Genomic DNA, 17,346 nt, shown 5'->3' with positions numbered 1-17,346 from the left:
TTGCAAATAAATCGCATTTTTCGAAAAAATGCTACCTAGATTTTTAGGAGAACGTGTTATGGGAATCAATGTGAATGCACCGGCCTTTGGTATACGCTCCTCTTCTCAATTTGTAACTAATGTTCAAGGAGCTGTTCCTCTACTAGGAATGGTGATTGGATTACAAAGGATTGAACAAGCAAGGGCATCCTATCCTTCAAATAAGATAGAAGGCTGTATTCCCTTAAAATCCTCTTCTTCTCCTTATTCCATGCAACACTGCGTCCGTGGGCTCATTGAAATGGCAGGCTTAGGAACCCTTATAGTGATTGTGGAAATTATTCTAAAAGGAATTGACCTTCTTCTTCAAATCATAGGAAGGTTTTTGCTTGCTTCAATGATTACTGTAATATTTATTGCTCAAACTCTGTTTGAAGCCACTACAAGGATAATAAGTTATGCAGTGCAGGTTTTCTTGCAATTAATAATCAAGACACCTGTGATATTTATGGACACAATGAATCTAAACTATTGACTGTTTGGGTTGCATGTAAATTGAATTATTTTATATTTTCTTATAATCATTGTTAAATTGTATGTTTGCATGCAGTCGTCTATTTTTATAAAAAGGTCCTTTTAAGAGAATTCTTAACGTTGTATTGACTTTTTTCATTTTATTGGATATAAGAAGTTTCTTTTGATGTAGTGTATTCGATAATACATTGCATTGTCCTTCAGGTAGGTCATGTTTTTACGACGAAAAAGACATCCATTAAAAAAAACAGCCTCACCTATTAAACATGCTAAACACTATCTTTATAGCTATTTAAAAGATATTGAGCGCATTTTAGCTGCGCATCCCCAAGAAATAGTCGAAGCATGGAATAAAATTCTAGAAGGTAAGTATAAAGAAATGTCTCGAGCCATAGGGTTTAAAGAGCAAGTTTTATTAGTAAAAGTTTATAATTCCTCTTTATATGCTTTATTAAAACAAACAGATCAGAGTGACTTGATTACCTGCTTGCATAAGATTGTGCCTCACGCACAGATTCAGGGGATACAGTTTTTGTTAGGATAAGTTTATGAGTCCAAAAGAAAAAAATTATGATGCCTCAGCCATTACCGTTTTAGAAGGATTACAAGCTGTTCGCGAACGCCCAGGTATGTATATTGGGGATACAGGAATTTCAGGACTTCATCACCTTGTCTATGAAGTTGTAGATAACAGTATTGATGAAGCTATGGCTGGTTACTGCTCACAGATTGATGTGCGTATCCTAGAAGATGGGGGGATCACAATTGCAGATAATGGTCGCGGAATTCCTATAGAGGTTCATAAACGAGAATCTGTAAAACAAGGGAGGGGGGTTTCTGCTTTAGAAGTTGTTCTCACAGTCCTTCACGCAGGTGGAAAATTTGATAAAGATAGTTATAAAGTCTCTGGAGGACTTCATGGAGTAGGAGTTTCATGTGTAAATGCTCTTGCAGAAAAGCTTGTTGCTAAAGTCTTTAAAGAGAAACAAGGCTACCAAATGGAATTTTCTAAAGGAGTCCCGATCACCTCACTCACGATCCTAGGTTCTACAGATAAGCAGGGAACTGAAATTACTTTCCACCCTGATCCAACAATTTTTTCTACATGCACATTTGACTGCTCTATTTTAATAAAACGTTTAAGAGAACTTGCTTTTTTAAATCGGGGAGTAACTATCACATTTGAAGATGATCGTGATGTAAGTTTTAATAAGGTCATTTTCTTTTATGAAGGGGGCATTCAGTCTTTTGTCAGCTATTTGAATCAAAATAAAGAAAGCCTGTTTCCCAATCCTATTTATATTTCAGGGATTCGCGCAGGAGATGATGGGGAGATAGAATTTGAGGCGGCCTTACAGTGGAACGCAGGATATTCTGAACTTATGTATTCTTATGCAAATAATATCCCTACACGGCAGGGTGGGACACATCTTACAGGCTTTTCAACAGCTCTTACCCGAGTTGTAAATGGGTACATTAAAGCTCATAATTGTGCTAAGACAACAAAACTTTCTTTAACAGGGGAAGATATTCGTGAAGGGTTAACTGCAGTTATTGCTGTAAAAGTTCCCAATCCACAGTTTGAAGGACAAACAAAACAGAAATTAGGAAACAGTGATGTAGGTTCTGTAGCTCAGCAAGTGACTGGTGAAAGTTTGGCAATCTTTTTTGAAGAAAATCCACAAATTGCCAAGATGATCGTAGAGAAGGTTTTTATTGCTGCTCAAGCTCGAGAAGCTGCTAAAAAAGCTCGAGAGCTCACTCTAAGAAAAAGCGCATTAGATAGTGCAAGACTGCCAGGAAAACTCATCGATTGTTTAGAGAAAGATCCAGAAAAATGTGAAATGTACATTGTTGAAGGAGACTCTGCAGGTGGTTCAGCAAAACAAGGACGTGATCGAAAATTTCAAGCCATCTTACCTATTCGTGGTAAAATCCTAAACGTAGAAAAAGCACGTTTACAAAAAGTCTTTCAAAATCAAGAAATTGGAACTATTATAGCCGCTTTAGGTTGTGGCATAGGTTCTGATAATTTTAACTTAGGGAAATTACGCTATAAGCGTATTATCATCATGACAGATGCTGATGTTGATGGTTCACATATTCGTACTTTGTTATTAACATTTTTCTATCGTCATATGACTGCTCTTATAGAAAATGAGTGTGTTTATATTGCCCAGCCTCCTCTATATAAAGTAAGTAAGAAAAAAGACTTTCGTTATATCCTGTCAGAAAAAGAAATGGATGATTATCTGCTAACTCTAGGCGTTGGTGATAGTAAAGTTACCTTTGCAAAAACGGGTAGAGAGTTGAGTGGAGATGCTCTTAAGGTATTCGTGAATGTGATTTTAGATGTAGAGACATTTATCCTAGCCTTGGAGAAAAAGGCTATTCCTTTTTCTGAATTCCTGGAAATGTATCGTGAAGGGTTAGGTTATCCTTTATATTATGCGTCTCCTATGAGTGGGAAATTGGGCGGTTGTTATCTTTATTCCGAGCAACAAAAAGAAGAGCTCTTTGAAAAAGACACTATGGATTACAAGATCATAGAACTATATAAAACCTGTGTTTTTATGGATATCCAAAGTCAACTCAAAGACTATGAAATGGAAGTTCGTAACTATCTTATTCCTGAACAACATGAAATGATTATCTCCAATGAAGATTCCAAAATTCTTAACTATACTTGCTATACTTTACAAGAGGTTATGAACCATTTCAAAAATCTTGGAAGACATGGAATAGAAATCCAGCGATATAAAGGTCTTGGAGAAATGAATGCTGACCAGCTTTGGGATACTACGATGAATCCTGACCAGAGAACTCTTATACGTGTCTCATTAAAAGATGCTGTTGAAGCAGATCATATTTTCACCATGTTGATGGGTGAAGAAGTCCCACCTAGAAGAGAATTCATTGAAAATCACGCTCTGTCTATTAGGATGAATAACTTAGATATTTAGGAGCCTCTCAGCCTATGTTGCATAAAGAAGAAATTATCGTCCCTAAAAATCTTGAAGAAGAGATGAAGGAAAGTTACCTTCGTTATTCGATGTCTGTGATTATCTCTAGAGCACTTCCAGATATCCGGGATGGGCTCAAACCTTCACAAAGGCGCATTCTCTACGCTATGCGACAATTGAATCTTTCTCCAGGAGCTAAACATCGTAAATGTGCGAAAATTTGTGGGGACACTTCGGGGGACTATCATCCTCATGGTGAAAGTGTTATCTATCCAACTCTTGTCCGTATGGCGCAAAGTTGGACTATGCGCTATCCATTGGTCGATGGTCAGGGGAACTTTGGTTCTATAGATGGAGATCCACCCGCAGCTATGCGTTATACAGAAGCACGTCTGACTCATAGTGCTATATTTCTAATGGAAGATTTAGACAAAGACACTGTGGATATGGCCTCAAACTATGATGAGACCAAACAGGAGCCCATAGTCTTTCCCTCTAAATTTCCTAATCTTCTTTGCAACGGTTCTTCAGGGATTGCAGTGGGAATGGCAACCAATATACCTTCTCATAATCTTGGAGAGCTCTTAGAAGCTACTTTGCTACTCTTAGCCAATCCTAATGCTACTATAGAAGAAATCTTACAAAGAATGCCTGGTCCAGATTTTCCTACGGGGGGAGTGATTTGCGGTTCTGAAGGCATACGCTCTACTTATGTTACAGGTAGAGGAAAAATCAAAGTCCGGGCACGCTTACATGTTGAAGAGAATGCTGATAAGCATCGTGAAAACATTATCATTACAGAGATGCCTTACAATGTAAATAAATCTCGACTCATCGAACAGATTGCTGACCTGGTCAATGATAAAACTTTAGTAGGCATTTCTGATGTTCGAGATGAGTCTGATAAAGAAGGTATTCGTGTAGTTTTAGAATTAAAGAAAGGTGAGTCTTCAGAAATTACTATTAATAGACTCTATAAATTTACTGATGTACAGGTAACTTTTGGGGCTAATATGTTAGCCTTGGATAAAAATCTGCCTAGAACCATGGACATCCATAGGATGATTTCTGCATGGATACGACATCGTACTGAAGTCATCCGTAGAAGAATTCGCTATGAATTAAACAAAGCAGAGACTCGAGCACATATTTTAGAAGGGTATCTCAAGGCTTTATCTTATTTAGATAATGTTGTCAAAACTATCCGTGAGAGTGAGAATAAAGAACATGCGAAACACCAGTTAGTAAAGCAATTTACTTTAACAGATGCTCAAGCTATTGCAATTTTAGAATTACGCCTTTATCAACTTACTGGGTTAGAAGCTGAGAAAATTCAAAAAGAATATGAAGAATTGCTCAATAAAATTGCCTACTATAAGCGTGTACTCGCAGATGAAGGATTGATTAAAGATATTATTAGAAATGAGCTACAAGACCTTTTAAAGCACCATAAAACCCCGCGAAGAACTACGATAGAATTTGATAGTAACGATATTCGCGATATTGAAGATATTATTATTAATGAGCCGGTAATTATTACAATATCAGCAGACGACTATGTAAAAAGGATGCCTGTGAAGGTTTTCAGAGAACAACGTCGTGGTGGTCACGGAGTGACAGGTTTTGATATCAAAAAGGGCTCAGGCTTCTTGAAGGCAGTGTATTCAGCATCTACAAAAGATTATCTTCTTATCTTTACTAACTTTGGACAATGCTATTGGTTAAAAGTATGGCAACTTCCAGAAGGGGAACGACGAGCTAAGGGGAAACCAATCATTAACTTCTTGGAAGGCATACGTCCAGGAGAACAACTTGCCGCTATATTGAATGTAAAAAATTTCGAAAATGCTGACTTTTTATTTCTAGCGACAAAATGTGGAATTGTAAAAAAAGTTGCTTTAGAAGCATTTAGCAACCCTAGAAAGAAGGGGATTCGTGCTTTAGAAATTGACGATGAAGATGAACTTATTGCTGCATGCCATATCACAAATGACCAAGAAAAGGTCATGTTATTTACCCATCTTGGCATGGCAGTACGATTCCCTCATGATAAGGTACGCCCTATGGGAAGAACTGCTCGTGGTGTGCGTGGTGTTTCACTAAAAAATCAAAATGATTTTGTTGTGAGTTGTCAAATTGTTACAGAAAACCAATCAGTATTGGTGGTCTGTAATAATGGTTTTGGTAAGCGTTCATTAGTTGAAGATTTTCGGGAAACAAACCGTGGAGGTGTGGGAGTACGCTCCATACTGATTAATGAAAGGAATGGGGATGTATTAGGAGCTATTCCAGTCACAGATTATAATAGTATTCTACTCATGTCAGGACAAGGACAAGCCATCCGCATTAGTATGCAAGATGTTAGAGTTATGGGTAGGTCTACACAAGGAGTACGTCTTGTACATTTAAAAGAAGGCGATGTCCTTGTTGCTATGGAAAAACTCTCTTCGAATGAAAATGATGAAGAGATATTATCTGAAGTTGAGGAAAACAATCTTCCTACACTTTAAGCCATAAGTTAAAGGTAGTATTGTGTTTATAGTTATTGAAGGGGGTGAGGGTGCTGGGAAAAGCTCTTTAGCGGAAGCTTTACACAAGCAATTCGTCGTAGTTCAAAATAAGAAAGTATTTAGAACAAGAGAACCTGGAGGAAGTAAATTAGGTGAGCTTCTTCGAGATTTTATTCTCGATCCTTCTAAGTCATGTCTTTCAACCTACAGTGAGCTTTTTTTATTTCTTGCGATGCGTGCTCAACACATAGAGGAAAAAATTCTCCCTGCCTTACAGAATGGTTATCTTGTACTTTGTGAAAGATTTCATGATTCTACCATTGTCTATCAGGGAATTGCGGAACAATTAGGTGCATCTTTTGTTGCAGATCTTTGCTATAAAGTACAAGGTCTTAAGCCTTTTCTTCCTGATCTTATTTTATTATTAGATATCCCTGCAGAAATAGGATTACAAAGAAAACAACAACAAAAATCTTTGGATAAGTTTGAGCAAAAGCCTTTAAGTTATCACCATGCCATCCGTCAGGGGTTTTTAGCATTAGCCAAGGCCCACCCTAGCCGTTATTTGATACTCAATGCTTGTCAAGCTTTGACAAGCTCTGTAGATCAAGTAATGAAGCGTATAGGTCTAAACTTATGCAAGTAGAAATCGCATACCAAAGATGGAGCACCTTACTAAAAAAAATTACAAATGGAAAAATTCCTTCAGGAATCATGCTTTATGGTCCTTCCTTAACTTCTCTGCGAGGTAAGGCTTATGATCTTGCTTCAGAAATCCTTTTATCCCAATCTCCTCGAGCTCAACATAAGATTTCTCAAAGAATTCACCCCGACATTCATGAATTCTTCCCTATAAGTAAGGGAAAGTTACATTCCATAGATCTTCCTCGCGAAATTAAAAAACAAATCTGGATACAGCCCTTTGAATCATGTTATAAGGTTTATATAATTCACGAAGTCGATCGAATGACATTGCCTGCCATTTCTGCTTTTTTAAAAGTATTTGAAGAACCCCCTATTCATGCCGTCATCACATTGACAACAACAAAACCTCAACGTTTACCCGCAACTATTTTATCACGCAGTTTTGCAATCTTTATAGAAGGAAAAGAATCTTCTATACTGGATCAACAAGAGATAGACTATGTGTTACGTTATGCACAAGGTCTTATCCCTATCACTGAGGTTGCACAAATTGTGAAACAAACCCCTGAATTTGATAAACAAGCACTCAGAGAAAAAGTAAAAACACTCTTACAGATGCTCCTTGCTCTCTATCGAGATCGTTATATGTTAGATTTAAAATGCAAAGCTCCCTTTCTAGTTTACCCAAAATACGTAAACACAATTCTACAGTTGCCTTTGCTACCTCTAAAAACAATCCTGGCAGTGATTGAGAACGCTTACCAAGCTCTAGACAATGCTTCTTCAGGAGGTGCTATTCTAGAATGGGTGGCTCTTCAGCTTCTGTCTTTAAAGAATCAAGTAGTAGAAAGAAAAATTGTCAACTATAACGCCGCTGATTTATCCAAACGGGAACTAGAGAGCACATTGTTTCTATAACTGTAGGGACAATTTCATGTCCTCCAGTGAAAGAGACCAGTTCCCCAGGAAGTCTCGCTGAGATGAGATCATAAAGTAGCTTCCCATAAGTATAGGGAAGAATCTGATCCTCATAGCCATGACTTTGCAAAAATGGAACTGGAGCACAATGTTGAATTCCTTTGTCCCAACTCTTATCAAACAGCCGTATTCCAGAAAAAAAGAGAGCACCTGCATAAGGGTTCTGTGTTGTTAAAATGAGATGGGCTGCCATAATTGCGCCCTGACTAAAACCTCCTATAATTATGTCAGTATAAGAACGACCAAGATCCGCGATTAAATTTTCCAAAGTTTCTTTAGCCAAATCTGGATTAACATTGAAGAGCTGACGATATTTGTGCTCCTTTTCAGGAGTCATGGATACATCATTGATAACCTCTTGAAATAAAGGCATATCTAAAGGAAACCATGCTCGTCCCTCTTGAAATTGGTTAGTCAAAGAAATAGGACCATTAGGGAATATCCATGTAGGACGAAGCCCTGAAAAAGAAGACACAGAAGGGAAAAAGATTAAATTATCAGCCTGAGATCCATAACCATGGCATAAAATAATTAAAGGGTCCTCAGGATTCCCTGGACATTCGATAATATCCAGGCCTCCACATTTACGACGAAAAAAAGAATACTGTGTCATAGGTCCTTATTTTTGGTTAAGTGAGTTGATGTTATATTAAGCTATAATAATTTCTTATTAAGAAGAAGAAAAAATAGTTTTTAAATTTTTCAAGAAGATATTATTTTTATAAATAAATAATTTTTTGGTAAAAGCTCTGGATTTAGAAAGATCTTTTAAGTACCATACTCACAAAACTAAAGAATGACGGATAATTTTGTATATAAGGACTTATACGTCTCTTCTGAAATTCTACAAATTCGATGTCTAGTGCATATTTAACAACTTCTGTAGAAGAGATCATCCAGCGTGTTACTATAGGAAAGTTAATTGCTCTTCCTACAGATACTGTTTATGCTTTAGCTCTTTCACTTCATGCCCCTAAGGCACAACCTATTTTATATGCACTAAAGCATAGAGAACAAACGAAAGCATTTGCTCTGTATGTAAATACTATCCAAGATATAGAAAGAATTTCTGGATATCCTCTCTCTCCAATGGCCCAAAGGCTTGCTCAGGAGTTCTTTCCAGGTGGGATTACTTTAGTACTCAAACATCGTAATCCCCTGTTTATTAAAGAAACTTTAGGATTTCGTATAATCAATCACGACACAATAAAACAAGTCATTGAATACTGTGGCACGTTAATTGGAACATCAGCAAATCTCTCTGGGTTTCCTCCGGCTCTTACAGGTAGAGAAGTCTTAAAAGATTTTCCTCATCAAGATATCAGTATTTTTGATAGTCACTCCCTCTATGGTCTAGAATCTACTGTCGTAGGTGTAGATCCGCTGATTATCTATCGTGAAGGGCTTATCTCCCGCTCTTCGATAGAACAAGTAACTCAGGGAAAAGCTAAGATCTTTCCCAAAACTTGCCATTCTTTCACCAATCACTTGAAGGTATATACTGTAGAAGATCATTCCCAACTGGAATCTTTCCTAAAAGCACGTCCAGACTTTCAGGGACTCATTTGCAATAAACCTCACCCTCGCCAATTTTATCCAACATTAAGAAAAGCTTTGCAAAGTAAGCAACCTGCCATTGTTTTTGTCTATGATGCTAAGACTTCTTCGTATCCTGAGCTGCTTCCTTACCTCTCTCCATATTATGTTCTAGACTATTCAGGGACTTCATGATTATTGATATTCATTGTGATTTGCTTTCCCATCCTCATTTTTCCCCTCGAGATCCTAATGTACGCTGTTCTCCAGGCCAACTTTTTGTAGGAGGAATCCGAAAACAGGTTTGTGCGATTTTTGTAGCAAAAAGTCAAAAAACACCCAGTTGTGACGAGCAAAACGCTTTATTCTTTTCTCTTCCGCAAGAAGATCCTAGAATTACCTGCATTACCCACAATAAAGAACACAATACCGTATCTTTAACTAAAAAAGAACCTTCCTTAGCTATCATACGTAGCATAGAGAACGCTTCAGTACTTGGAAATGACTCACAGCCTCTTCATGAGCTTTTTATTAAACTTGTAGCACTAACAAAAGAAGGTCCCTTAGCTTACCTAGGAATCGTATGGAATGAAGAAAACCGCTTTGGAGGCGGAGCATTTGCTCCTAACAAACTATCCCAAGAGGGCAAGTACCTTCTGGATCTTATGGACCAACTTGCAATTCCTATAGATCTTAGCCACTGTTGCGACAGACTTACAGAAGATATCTTAGATTATACTGCAAATAAACTTCCTAACCTACCCATCTTAGCTAGCCATTCAAATTTCCGAGCTATCCTTGATCATCCAAGAAATCTTATGGACGTCCATGCCAAAGAAATTGCCCATAGGGGAGGCGTCATTGGTTTAAACCTTATTCGTCCTTTTGTAGGCCCGTCTTTAGATGCAATTCAGGATCATATTCTTCATGCTGAGAAAATAGAGGTCCTTTTTAATCTTGTTCTTGGGACAGATTTCTTTTACTCCAATGCAACAGAAAAGTTCTTCGATAACTTTAAGTCTGCAGCAGATCATCCTACTCTACATCAGATCATTCGCCATAGTTGTTCTGAAGAACAGGCAAAATCTATATTGGCTTCTCGAGCTGAGCAATTTTTACAACGAGTCATTGCAAAACAAGCAGGTAAACAGGAATTTACCTATATAGATTTATAAAGAATAAACCTGTTAACTTAATCTTCTTTTTGTTCTTGTGACGTAAATGATGAAGTGTGCTTGTTGGAGAACACTTTTAATAAGAAATTGCTTTTCCAAGCTTGTACTTTCTTTAATAGATTCAATAAAAATTCACTACTACTACTAGTTTTCGTGCTGTGTTCTTTTTTAGCTTTTGGGAGAAAGGGAAAAGCATGCCTATCCGTAGAGGAAGGCGGTGATTCAGAGAACAAGAATTGAAACACAGTTTTGGATCTTTTCTTAGTAGAAGAAGGGGGTTCTAAAAAGTCTTCTTCTGAATTAATCAAGGTCTCTTGTTGTGTAGACTGTTTTATACGAGAAGAAATTGTCAAAAAGGTCTTCCCTACTATACTATTATTAATAGAGGCCAACTCCTCTTGTAATTTATAATTTTCACTTTCGCACACTTCTTTTTCTCTAGTTACATCATACAGATATTGACGTTGTTTGTTACCTATCCTCTCCAAATTGCGAACTTGATGTGTTAAAATGCTCTCTTTTTTCTCAAAATTTTTAATGCGATTGCGAAGTGTTTGCTCTATCTGAAAAGACATGTCTCGCTTATGTTGAAGTTCTTTGTTCTCATTGTATAAAGAAATAATTTTTTCTTCTAAAATAACGATTTTGTTTTTCAAATCCTGACATCCTTCTTGTTCAGAAAGGCTCTTATTCTCATATTTTTCTTTAAAACTATTCGCTAATTTTTGGTTCTTAGCAGCTTCGACTCGCCATTGTGCAATCTCCCGTTTCATATTAGCACGTTCTTTTAAAAAATGAGAAAATTGACAGTCCATCCCTGGGAGGTTCCTCCTAAATATTAGAAACGCAGTTCCAAGAGTTAATAAGCATGTTCCTAAAATAACACTTAGCAGGCCTGATAAAGTAGAGAATAAAGCTGCTACACCCGGGATTGTAAAGACAAAAAATGCAACTCCAAATAATACAAGTATTAAGCCAATGACTATCAAACAACAATCGACCAGTTTAGAATTAAGTTTTGACTCATTAACTACATCTACAGAAGGGATTGTACTTGGGAGGAGATCAGAAGTTGAATTTTGTATATTATCAATAACCATGGAGTTATTACATAATTAAAATAAAATGAGTACCCATAATATGGTATACCAAGATATTATATCTATGTATTATTGACCGGATAAAGTAATTGTATAAGTAAAACCATATTAAAATTTCTAATTTATAAAGATTTCTCAATAATAATCTGCTCTTTTAGCCAAAATTTTAAACAACTCATGAAACCTTCGATGCATTTAGCCAATGCATAAACTAAGTTCTTCTGTACACTCACCAACTTCAACTGAAATCTATTCTCTATCCGTTCCCCTGTAATCAGCTAGCAATTTTTTCTTTAGCTCATCTCGTTTTAAGCTACTAGCCCAGTGAAGTTTTCTTATATCCGACAGCTTCACTATTTAAAGAGAAAAATAACAAAGACAAGATCCCTCAAGCAAGAAATATCCGCAATAAAGCAAGTTTAAGCCTAGGTGTTGTGAACAAATGCGATTCTAACAGTCTTTGCTTTTATTTAAATTTTACAAAGAACATTTGGTGTATGCTTAAGAAAAAGACGAACCCCTACGTATAGGGGTTCTAAAAGATTAGGGTATACCACCCCATTTAGGAGAGAATTACAGGGTGTAGTTATTTACTATCTATAAATATAAATTGTTTTATATAAAAGCAAATTCTTATGAAATTAAATTCTTTTTTTCACCTGATTAATTTTAGATATTCTATTTTTTCTATATTGTTCTTATCAGCTTCGACTCTCTTTGCTTTTTGTCTTCCTGAAATTTCTCAACATCTATCTATGCAACAAGCCCTACGGACCATCGCTCTAGGAGCATGCGCTTCTGCCTTTGCTCGAACTGCTGGCATTGTAATTAATCAAAGTGTGGACTGCTTTATTGATGAACGCAACCCAAGAACTTCTTTAAGAGTTTTGCCCACAAAGTCAATATCTTTACGCTTTGCTCAAGCTCTTTCTCTAATAAGTAGCTGTATTTTTTTATTGTTATGTAAAACATTAGGGGTTCTAAGTCTCGGTATCCTTGCTACAGCGGTCATTATTATCTACCCATACATGAAACGTAAGACCTTATTATGTCATTGGGGATTGGGGTTAATTTATACCCTAGCAATTCTTATGAATTTTTCAGCTTTAGCTGGTGGGGAACATCTCTCAAAATCATTTTACTTCCTCGCTCTTTTATGGGGGGGGAGTGTGGGGATGATCATTGCAGCAAACGACATCATCTATGCCATTCAAGATATCGATTTCGATAAAACAGAAGGTCTGTTCAGTATTCCTGCGTACTATGGAGCAAAGCGGGCAGCCAATATTGCTGCTCTATGTTTAATTTTAGGCTATTTTCTTTACCTTTCAGTAGGATGGGTAGACTCTCTTGGCTGGGGATTCTATCTCTCTTCAATCGCTCCGCTAATTGTTATCCTCAAAGTACTCACTGAGTATCGTAAGATAGGAAAAACCAAAAGGGGAAATAAAAAAGTCTTTTTTTTGGCAAATATCGGGATTGCTTTATCTTTCCTTATTGGTATGATGGTATTCCTAATAACGCGATTGTGTTGATAAACTTATGAAACGCTATGCTGTAGGCATTTCAGGAGCCTCAGGAGCTATACTTGCTGTAAAACTTATTCAAGAACTTGCGGATATGAAAAATCAAGTTGAGGTGGTAATTTCCCAAGCAGGAGCAAAAACTTTATATTATGAGTTAGGTTGCCAATCTCTCAAGAATCTACTTCCAAAAGAAAGTCTTCCCTATGTCCATATCCACGGAATTAATGTTGTCGAAAGTTCTTTATCGTCAGGATCTTATACTGTAGCCGGTACCATTATTGTCCCTTGTAGTATGGCTACAGCCGCCGCTATTGCTGCAGGACTTGGAGATAATTTACTAAGGCGCATTGCTGATGTTGCATTAAAAGAAAAACGTACACTCATTTTAGTACCTCGTGAAACACCTTTACATGCCATTCATCTGGAAAATTTATTGAAACTCAGTCAAGCAGGAGCTATCATTTTTCCTCCTATGCCAATGTGGTACTTTAAACCCCAATCCGCAGAAGATATTGAAAATGCTTTAGTAGGAAAAATCCTTAATCATCTGAATATTCCAAATAAACTTACACTCGAATGGCAATATCCTAATATTAGCTAGTACGCTTCCCGTTGATAACTTCATGAAGATTTTCAATGGCTATAAAAGCAGTAGGGTCTTCTCTGTGAACAATCTCTTTTAATTGAGAAAGTTGTAATCTCTCTACAACTACGTAAAGAAGATTTCTAGGTTCCCCCGAATATCCTCCTTCAGCATGAATATACGTCAATCCAAGCCCTAGAGTTTCCATAAGAATATGGCCTAGTTTTCGCGGTGAAGAAGTAATAATCGTAACAGATTTCGTGTCTTCAAGGCCTAAAATCACCATATCCATAACTTTCGTAGCAATACCATAGGTCAATAAGGATAGAAAAGCCGTATGCCAATTTTTATAGACAATACCGGCGAGAGCAAAAATAAAGAAATTTACAAAAAGAATTACCTGACCAACAGTATATCCTTTCTTTTTATTTATAATGATGCCTAAAATTTCAGTACCATCTGTGGAACCCCCATAGCGAATGATCAAACCACAACCCACACCAATAATGATTCCACCTAAGACAACAGTTTCCATTTCAGAGCCTTTAAATACAAAAGGACTGACTCCTAACCAGGAGGGAAGGATATCAATAAGCCATACGGCACAGGAAAAGATGATCACAGTAGTCAGCATCTGAATAACAAAATACTTGCCTATTTGCTTAAATGCAAAAAAAACAAAAGGGAAGTTAAACAATGCCAAGCAAATGGGAAGAGACTTATGTCCTAAGAAATGCGAGGCAATTATGGATAAGCCAACAATTCCGCCATCAATCAATTCATTTGGGACTAACACCATCTGAACGCCACATGCAGCCAGTACCCCGCCTAGAATAAACCAACTTAGTGTTTTTGAAAAATACAAAGGAAAGCTGAATTTTGTGGGACGGGGGCCGTGAGACATCCTTAGACCTCTGAATACATTTTTCGCGAGAGACGGGGCTTGAACCCGCAACTTCCGCCTTGACAGGGCGGTGCTCTAACCAATTGAACTACTCCCGCAAATGGACACGACAGGATTTGAACCTATGACCCCCTGTGTGTAAAACAGGTGCTCTAACCACTGAGCTACGCATCCAAATAAGGTAGGATTGCTAAGTTAGCAGAAGAAATAGTTTAATCACAATCATTTTTCATGAGATTTCACTTGCCAAATTCTGTGATAAAAATGACCTTCTTTATTCTAGAAAATCCCTAAAAACAATAAGAAAAGCACTAAAATAACTCGTTGATAGCTTCAGAGTCAGTAATGAATGTATCAAAATCTTCGCGCGCTTTTTGGAATTCAAATTCACTCATCAACCCAAAAGGGGAGTTTTGAGAAAACAAAGGAGCAACACTAATATAATTTTCTAATAAAGCCGACATCTCCTCCGAAGGAGTACCAAAGATCTTAAAAATAGGGGATTTCCCAATATAATATTTCTTTTGATTCACACACCCCATGTACTGAAGTTCTTCATAAAACACTTCTTCTCCTGGAGCAACTAGGCGCATACCTTTCCAAGAACTTCCGCCAGGGCTCGCAGGAAAATTAATATTCAAACCTGTTAAGCAAGGAAACGGCTGAGAAAGAAGATAAAGAATAAGTTTTTTCAAAATTTCAGGAGTCTTTTTCTCTTGAAAAAAAGAAATGTTATTATCTTGTGATAATGCAATTGCAGGAATATTGTCAAGCAAAGCCTGCTTTGCAGCACCTACGGTTCCTGAATACCAAGCACTCCTACCACAATTGTTACCACAGTTAATCCCAGAAATAACAAGATCAGGAGGAGAATCGGAGAAAAGTGCTCGAAGAGCAAGCTTAACACTGTCCACAGGAGTTCCTCCGACTGCCCAGGCTTCTTTCACATTTTGCGGGTAAGGGTAAGGCGTCAGGCAACAAACCCTGTGCATGGAAATAGCCATACTCTGCCCCGATTGCTCTGTTTGAGGAGCAACAATATGGATATCCGCAATATTAGCATCTAGTAAAGCAGAAACTAAATAACTCATACCTGGAGCTTCAATCCCATCATCATTAGTTAAAACTATTTTTAATCTTTTAGTCATAAAAGAACCAAATCAAAATTTATTGTAGTTTATTAAAAAAATAAATTTAGAACAATCTAACTATCTTATTTCTATGAATTATTTTTTTGTGATTTAGAGGAACCATATTCACAAATAGCTAGAGCTATATTATGACGTGCTAAAGGAAAAATCCCTTCTAAAAATTTTAACTGTGCTTCAGCTTTAGATCGTAAAGAGATTACAGGGCAACGACACGTTACCCGAGCAAAACCATGTTCTTTAGCAAATTTTCGAATCCAAAATTCAGGAGTAAAAATTAAAGGACGTAATAAAGTTACCTGAAAATGTATCATGTCTAATACCGGGAGCATGCCTGAAAACTCTGCTTTGTGACAAAGATTTATAAGAACTGTTTGTACCAAATCATCTCTATGATGTCCAAAAGCTATGGCTGTAGCCCCCAATTGTTTTGCTCCTTGAAAGAGAAGCCTCCGTCTAACTTGAGAACATGGATAACATTCCGGAGTATCAGGATTATAGGGAGAAGAGACCGTAGTAAAAGGAACGTGTATTTTATCACAAATCTGTCTTAAATAGTGTTGGCTTACTTCTGCTCCACAGGAGTACTTACCTCTAACATGGATTGCATAAAGATCTAGATTAGGAAACCCCCGTCCAGAAATCGCTTTTAACATAAGAAGAAGGGTAAGGCTATCTTTCCCACCACTTAAGGCTACAACAATTTTTTTATGATTTTCCAACATTTTATAAGTATAGAGCGCTTTCCGGATTAAGCTTTCTATACGCTTGCCCGCTTTTATCCAAGGGGGATGCAATAGTAAGGTAGACATGAATACAGTAAGGAACAGCTGTTAAAGTAAGGTATTTTTAAGGAAACATCTTTTTAAAAGCTAGTAAACTTATAATTGGTTTTTATCCGGAGCTTATTTAAACTTTTTGCAAATTTTGTAGTTAAGAGGATCGCGTGTCAAAAAAAATTAACAGAAATGATCTATGTCCCTGTGGCTCCAAGAAAAAGTACAAACAATGTTGCTTAAACAAGGCGGAGCAAACTGCCCGTTATACAAGTGAAGGAAAATTTAAGTTTTCTGCTAAAGTAATCTCCGCAACAAGCACAAGTAGTGTAGGAGAGAATTGTTCTAGGTTATTTCAACGTCTCACAGAAAATTTAGCCCATGAACAAAAAAATACCACTGGAGCAACTTATGCCATTACAAAAAATAAAGAGATTACAAGCAAAAAACTTCTCAATAAAGCAAAAGCAAAGCAAGATCGCATTGTTACAGAAAAATTAAAACACCATGACTTCCAAATCCTTCCCAGTGCTAATCAAGAATGCATACCTCAGTATGCAGAGACGGAAAAAATTCAAGATACAAGTTTTGTGCCAGAGAAGTTTATCCCTACACAACAAGATTTTCGCATTCAAGAAAACCACCCAACATCTTCAGAAGAAGAAAACTAATTATGCATAGCTGAATTTCTGATTGAGAATAAAACTTTCTTTTTGAGATAATTACCCCCTGTTTATGCTGGAGTAGCTCAATTGGCAGAGCATTCGATTTGTAATCGAACGGTTGAGGGTTCAAGTCCTTTCTCCAGCATTTTTATGGGGGTGTCGCATAGTGGTCAATTGCATCGGACTGTAAATCCGACTCCTCGTGGATACGTTGGTTCAAATCCAGCCGCCCCCAATTTTCATTCTTCTATTTATTTTTATTCTTTTTTGTTTTTTATAGTTATAAAGCTTTGACTAAATACTTCTATTTTGTTTTTTTAAGAA

General features: G+C 37.0%; 16 protein-coding genes and 4 tRNA genes. 13 read left to right on the top strand and 7 right to left on the bottom strand.

Features of this window, described 5'->3' with window-relative positions:
* The first annotated feature begins 28 nt into the window (after positions 1-28).
* The 6 genes from Cs308_RS04155 to Cs308_RS04130 all read left to right on the top strand — a co-directional run bounded on the left by Cs308_RS04155 (position 29) and on the right by Cs308_RS04130 (position 7,549).
* Positions 29-514: a hypothetical protein gene (locus Cs308_RS04155; RefSeq protein WP_156506736.1), complete on the top strand. Its 486-nt coding sequence runs from the start codon at positions 29-31 to the stop codon at positions 512-514.
* A 210-nt stretch (positions 515-724) separates the two neighbouring features.
* Positions 725-1,057 (top strand): DciA family protein, encoded by a 333-nt coding sequence (locus Cs308_RS04150; protein ID WP_066482907.1) that lies wholly within the window; start codon positions 725-727, stop codon positions 1,055-1,057.
* A gap of 4 nt (positions 1,058-1,061) precedes the next feature.
* The gene (gene gyrB / locus Cs308_RS04145) at positions 1,062-3,476 is read left to right on the top strand and encodes a DNA topoisomerase (ATP-hydrolyzing) subunit B (RefSeq protein WP_066482906.1); all 2,415 of its coding nucleotides are present in this window, start codon (positions 1,062-1,064) and stop codon (positions 3,474-3,476) included.
* Positions 3,477-3,490: 14 nt separating this feature from the next.
* Complete coding sequence (gene gyrA, locus Cs308_RS04140; protein WP_066482903.1) at positions 3,491-5,986, top strand: DNA topoisomerase (ATP-hydrolyzing) subunit A; 2,496 nt, start codon at positions 3,491-3,493, stop codon at positions 5,984-5,986.
* Positions 5,987-6,008: 22 nt separating this feature from the next.
* A complete protein-coding gene (tmk, locus tag Cs308_RS04135; protein ID WP_066482902.1) occupies positions 6,009-6,632 on the top strand; it encodes a dTMP kinase in 624 nt (207 codons plus the stop codon).
* Positions 6,623-7,549, top strand: a complete 927-nt coding sequence (locus tag Cs308_RS04130; protein ID WP_066482900.1) for a DNA polymerase III subunit delta' — start codon at positions 6,623-6,625, stop codon at positions 7,547-7,549. Before tmk ends, Cs308_RS04130 begins: the two co-directional genes overlap by 10 nt.
* Here Cs308_RS04130 and Cs308_RS04125 read toward each other — a convergent pair.
* Positions 7,491-8,222, bottom strand: coding sequence for an alpha/beta hydrolase (locus tag Cs308_RS04125; protein ID WP_066482899.1), 732 nt, complete (start codon positions 8,220-8,222; stop codon positions 7,491-7,493). The two genes, Cs308_RS04130 and Cs308_RS04125, sit on opposite strands and share 59 nt — an antisense overlap.
* A gap of 242 nt (positions 8,223-8,464) precedes the next feature.
* On the opposite strand from Cs308_RS04125, the gene Cs308_RS04120 reads away from it, so the two are divergent.
* Positions 8,465-9,340 (top strand): L-threonylcarbamoyladenylate synthase, encoded by an 876-nt coding sequence (locus Cs308_RS04120; RefSeq protein ID WP_066482896.1) that lies wholly within the window; start codon positions 8,465-8,467, stop codon positions 9,338-9,340.
* On the top strand, positions 9,337-10,320 hold the full coding sequence (locus Cs308_RS04115) for a membrane dipeptidase (protein WP_066482894.1): 984 nt from the start codon (positions 9,337-9,339) through the stop codon (positions 10,318-10,320). The genes Cs308_RS04120 and Cs308_RS04115 overlap by 4 nt, the downstream gene beginning before the upstream one ends.
* Before the next feature lie 17 nt (positions 10,321-10,337).
* On the opposite strand, the gene Cs308_RS04110 is transcribed toward Cs308_RS04115, so the two are convergent.
* The gene (locus Cs308_RS04110; protein ID WP_066482892.1) at positions 10,338-11,420 is read right to left on the bottom strand and encodes an AAA family ATPase; all 1,083 of its coding nucleotides are present in this window, start codon (positions 11,418-11,420) and stop codon (positions 10,338-10,340) included.
* A 635-nt stretch (positions 11,421-12,055) separates the two neighbouring features.
* Between Cs308_RS04110 and Cs308_RS04105 the strand changes: the two genes are divergently transcribed.
* Positions 12,056-12,955, top strand: a complete 900-nt coding sequence (locus Cs308_RS04105; protein WP_066482890.1) for a UbiA-like polyprenyltransferase — start codon at positions 12,056-12,058, stop codon at positions 12,953-12,955.
* Positions 12,956-12,962: 7 nt separating this feature from the next.
* Positions 12,963-13,547: a UbiX family flavin prenyltransferase gene (locus Cs308_RS04100; RefSeq protein ID WP_066482888.1), complete on the top strand. Its 585-nt coding sequence runs from the start codon at positions 12,963-12,965 to the stop codon at positions 13,545-13,547.
* Here Cs308_RS04100 and Cs308_RS04095 read toward each other — a convergent pair.
* From Cs308_RS04095 to Cs308_RS04075, 5 genes are all read right to left on the bottom strand, one after another.
* On the bottom strand, positions 13,540-14,433 hold the full coding sequence (locus tag Cs308_RS04095; protein WP_066482886.1) for a YitT family protein: 894 nt from the start codon (positions 14,431-14,433) through the stop codon (positions 13,540-13,542). The two genes, Cs308_RS04100 and Cs308_RS04095, sit on opposite strands and share 8 nt — an antisense overlap.
* Positions 14,434-14,457: 24 nt before the next feature.
* Positions 14,458-14,531, bottom strand: a tRNA-Asp gene (locus Cs308_RS04090).
* Positions 14,532-14,534: 3 nt separating this feature from the next.
* A tRNA-Val gene (locus Cs308_RS04085) sits at positions 14,535-14,607 on the bottom strand.
* Positions 14,608-14,744: 137 nt separating this feature from the next.
* Positions 14,745-15,581, bottom strand: coding sequence for a 5'/3'-nucleotidase SurE (gene surE, locus Cs308_RS04080; protein ID WP_066482884.1), 837 nt, complete (start codon positions 15,579-15,581; stop codon positions 14,745-14,747).
* 71 nt (positions 15,582-15,652) lie between these two features.
* Positions 15,653-16,393, bottom strand: a complete 741-nt coding sequence (locus Cs308_RS04075; protein WP_066482882.1) for a tRNA 2-thiocytidine biosynthesis TtcA family protein — start codon at positions 16,391-16,393, stop codon at positions 15,653-15,655.
* Positions 16,394-16,527: 134 nt separating this feature from the next.
* On the opposite strand from Cs308_RS04075, the gene Cs308_RS04070 reads away from it, so the two are divergent.
* The 3 genes from Cs308_RS04070 (at position 16,528) to Cs308_RS04060 (ending at position 17,257) form a co-directional block, all read left to right on the top strand.
* On the top strand, positions 16,528-17,028 hold the full coding sequence (locus Cs308_RS04070; RefSeq protein WP_066482881.1) for a YecA family protein: 501 nt from the start codon (positions 16,528-16,530) through the stop codon (positions 17,026-17,028).
* Positions 17,029-17,094: 66 nt separating this feature from the next.
* Positions 17,095-17,167 (top strand) — tRNA-Thr (locus Cs308_RS04065).
* Positions 17,168-17,174: 7 nt separating this feature from the next.
* A tRNA-Tyr gene (locus tag Cs308_RS04060) sits at positions 17,175-17,257 on the top strand.
* Positions 17,258-17,346 lie beyond the last annotated feature (89 nt).

Origin of the sequence: Candidatus Chlamydia sanziniae, assembly GCF_001653975.1 — a bacterium.
Classification (GTDB): Bacteria; Chlamydiota; Chlamydiia; order Chlamydiales; family Chlamydiaceae; genus Chlamydia; species Chlamydia sanziniae.
Note: the sequence above shows the minus strand (reverse complement) of the source record. Positions and strands in the feature narration are given on the sequence as shown.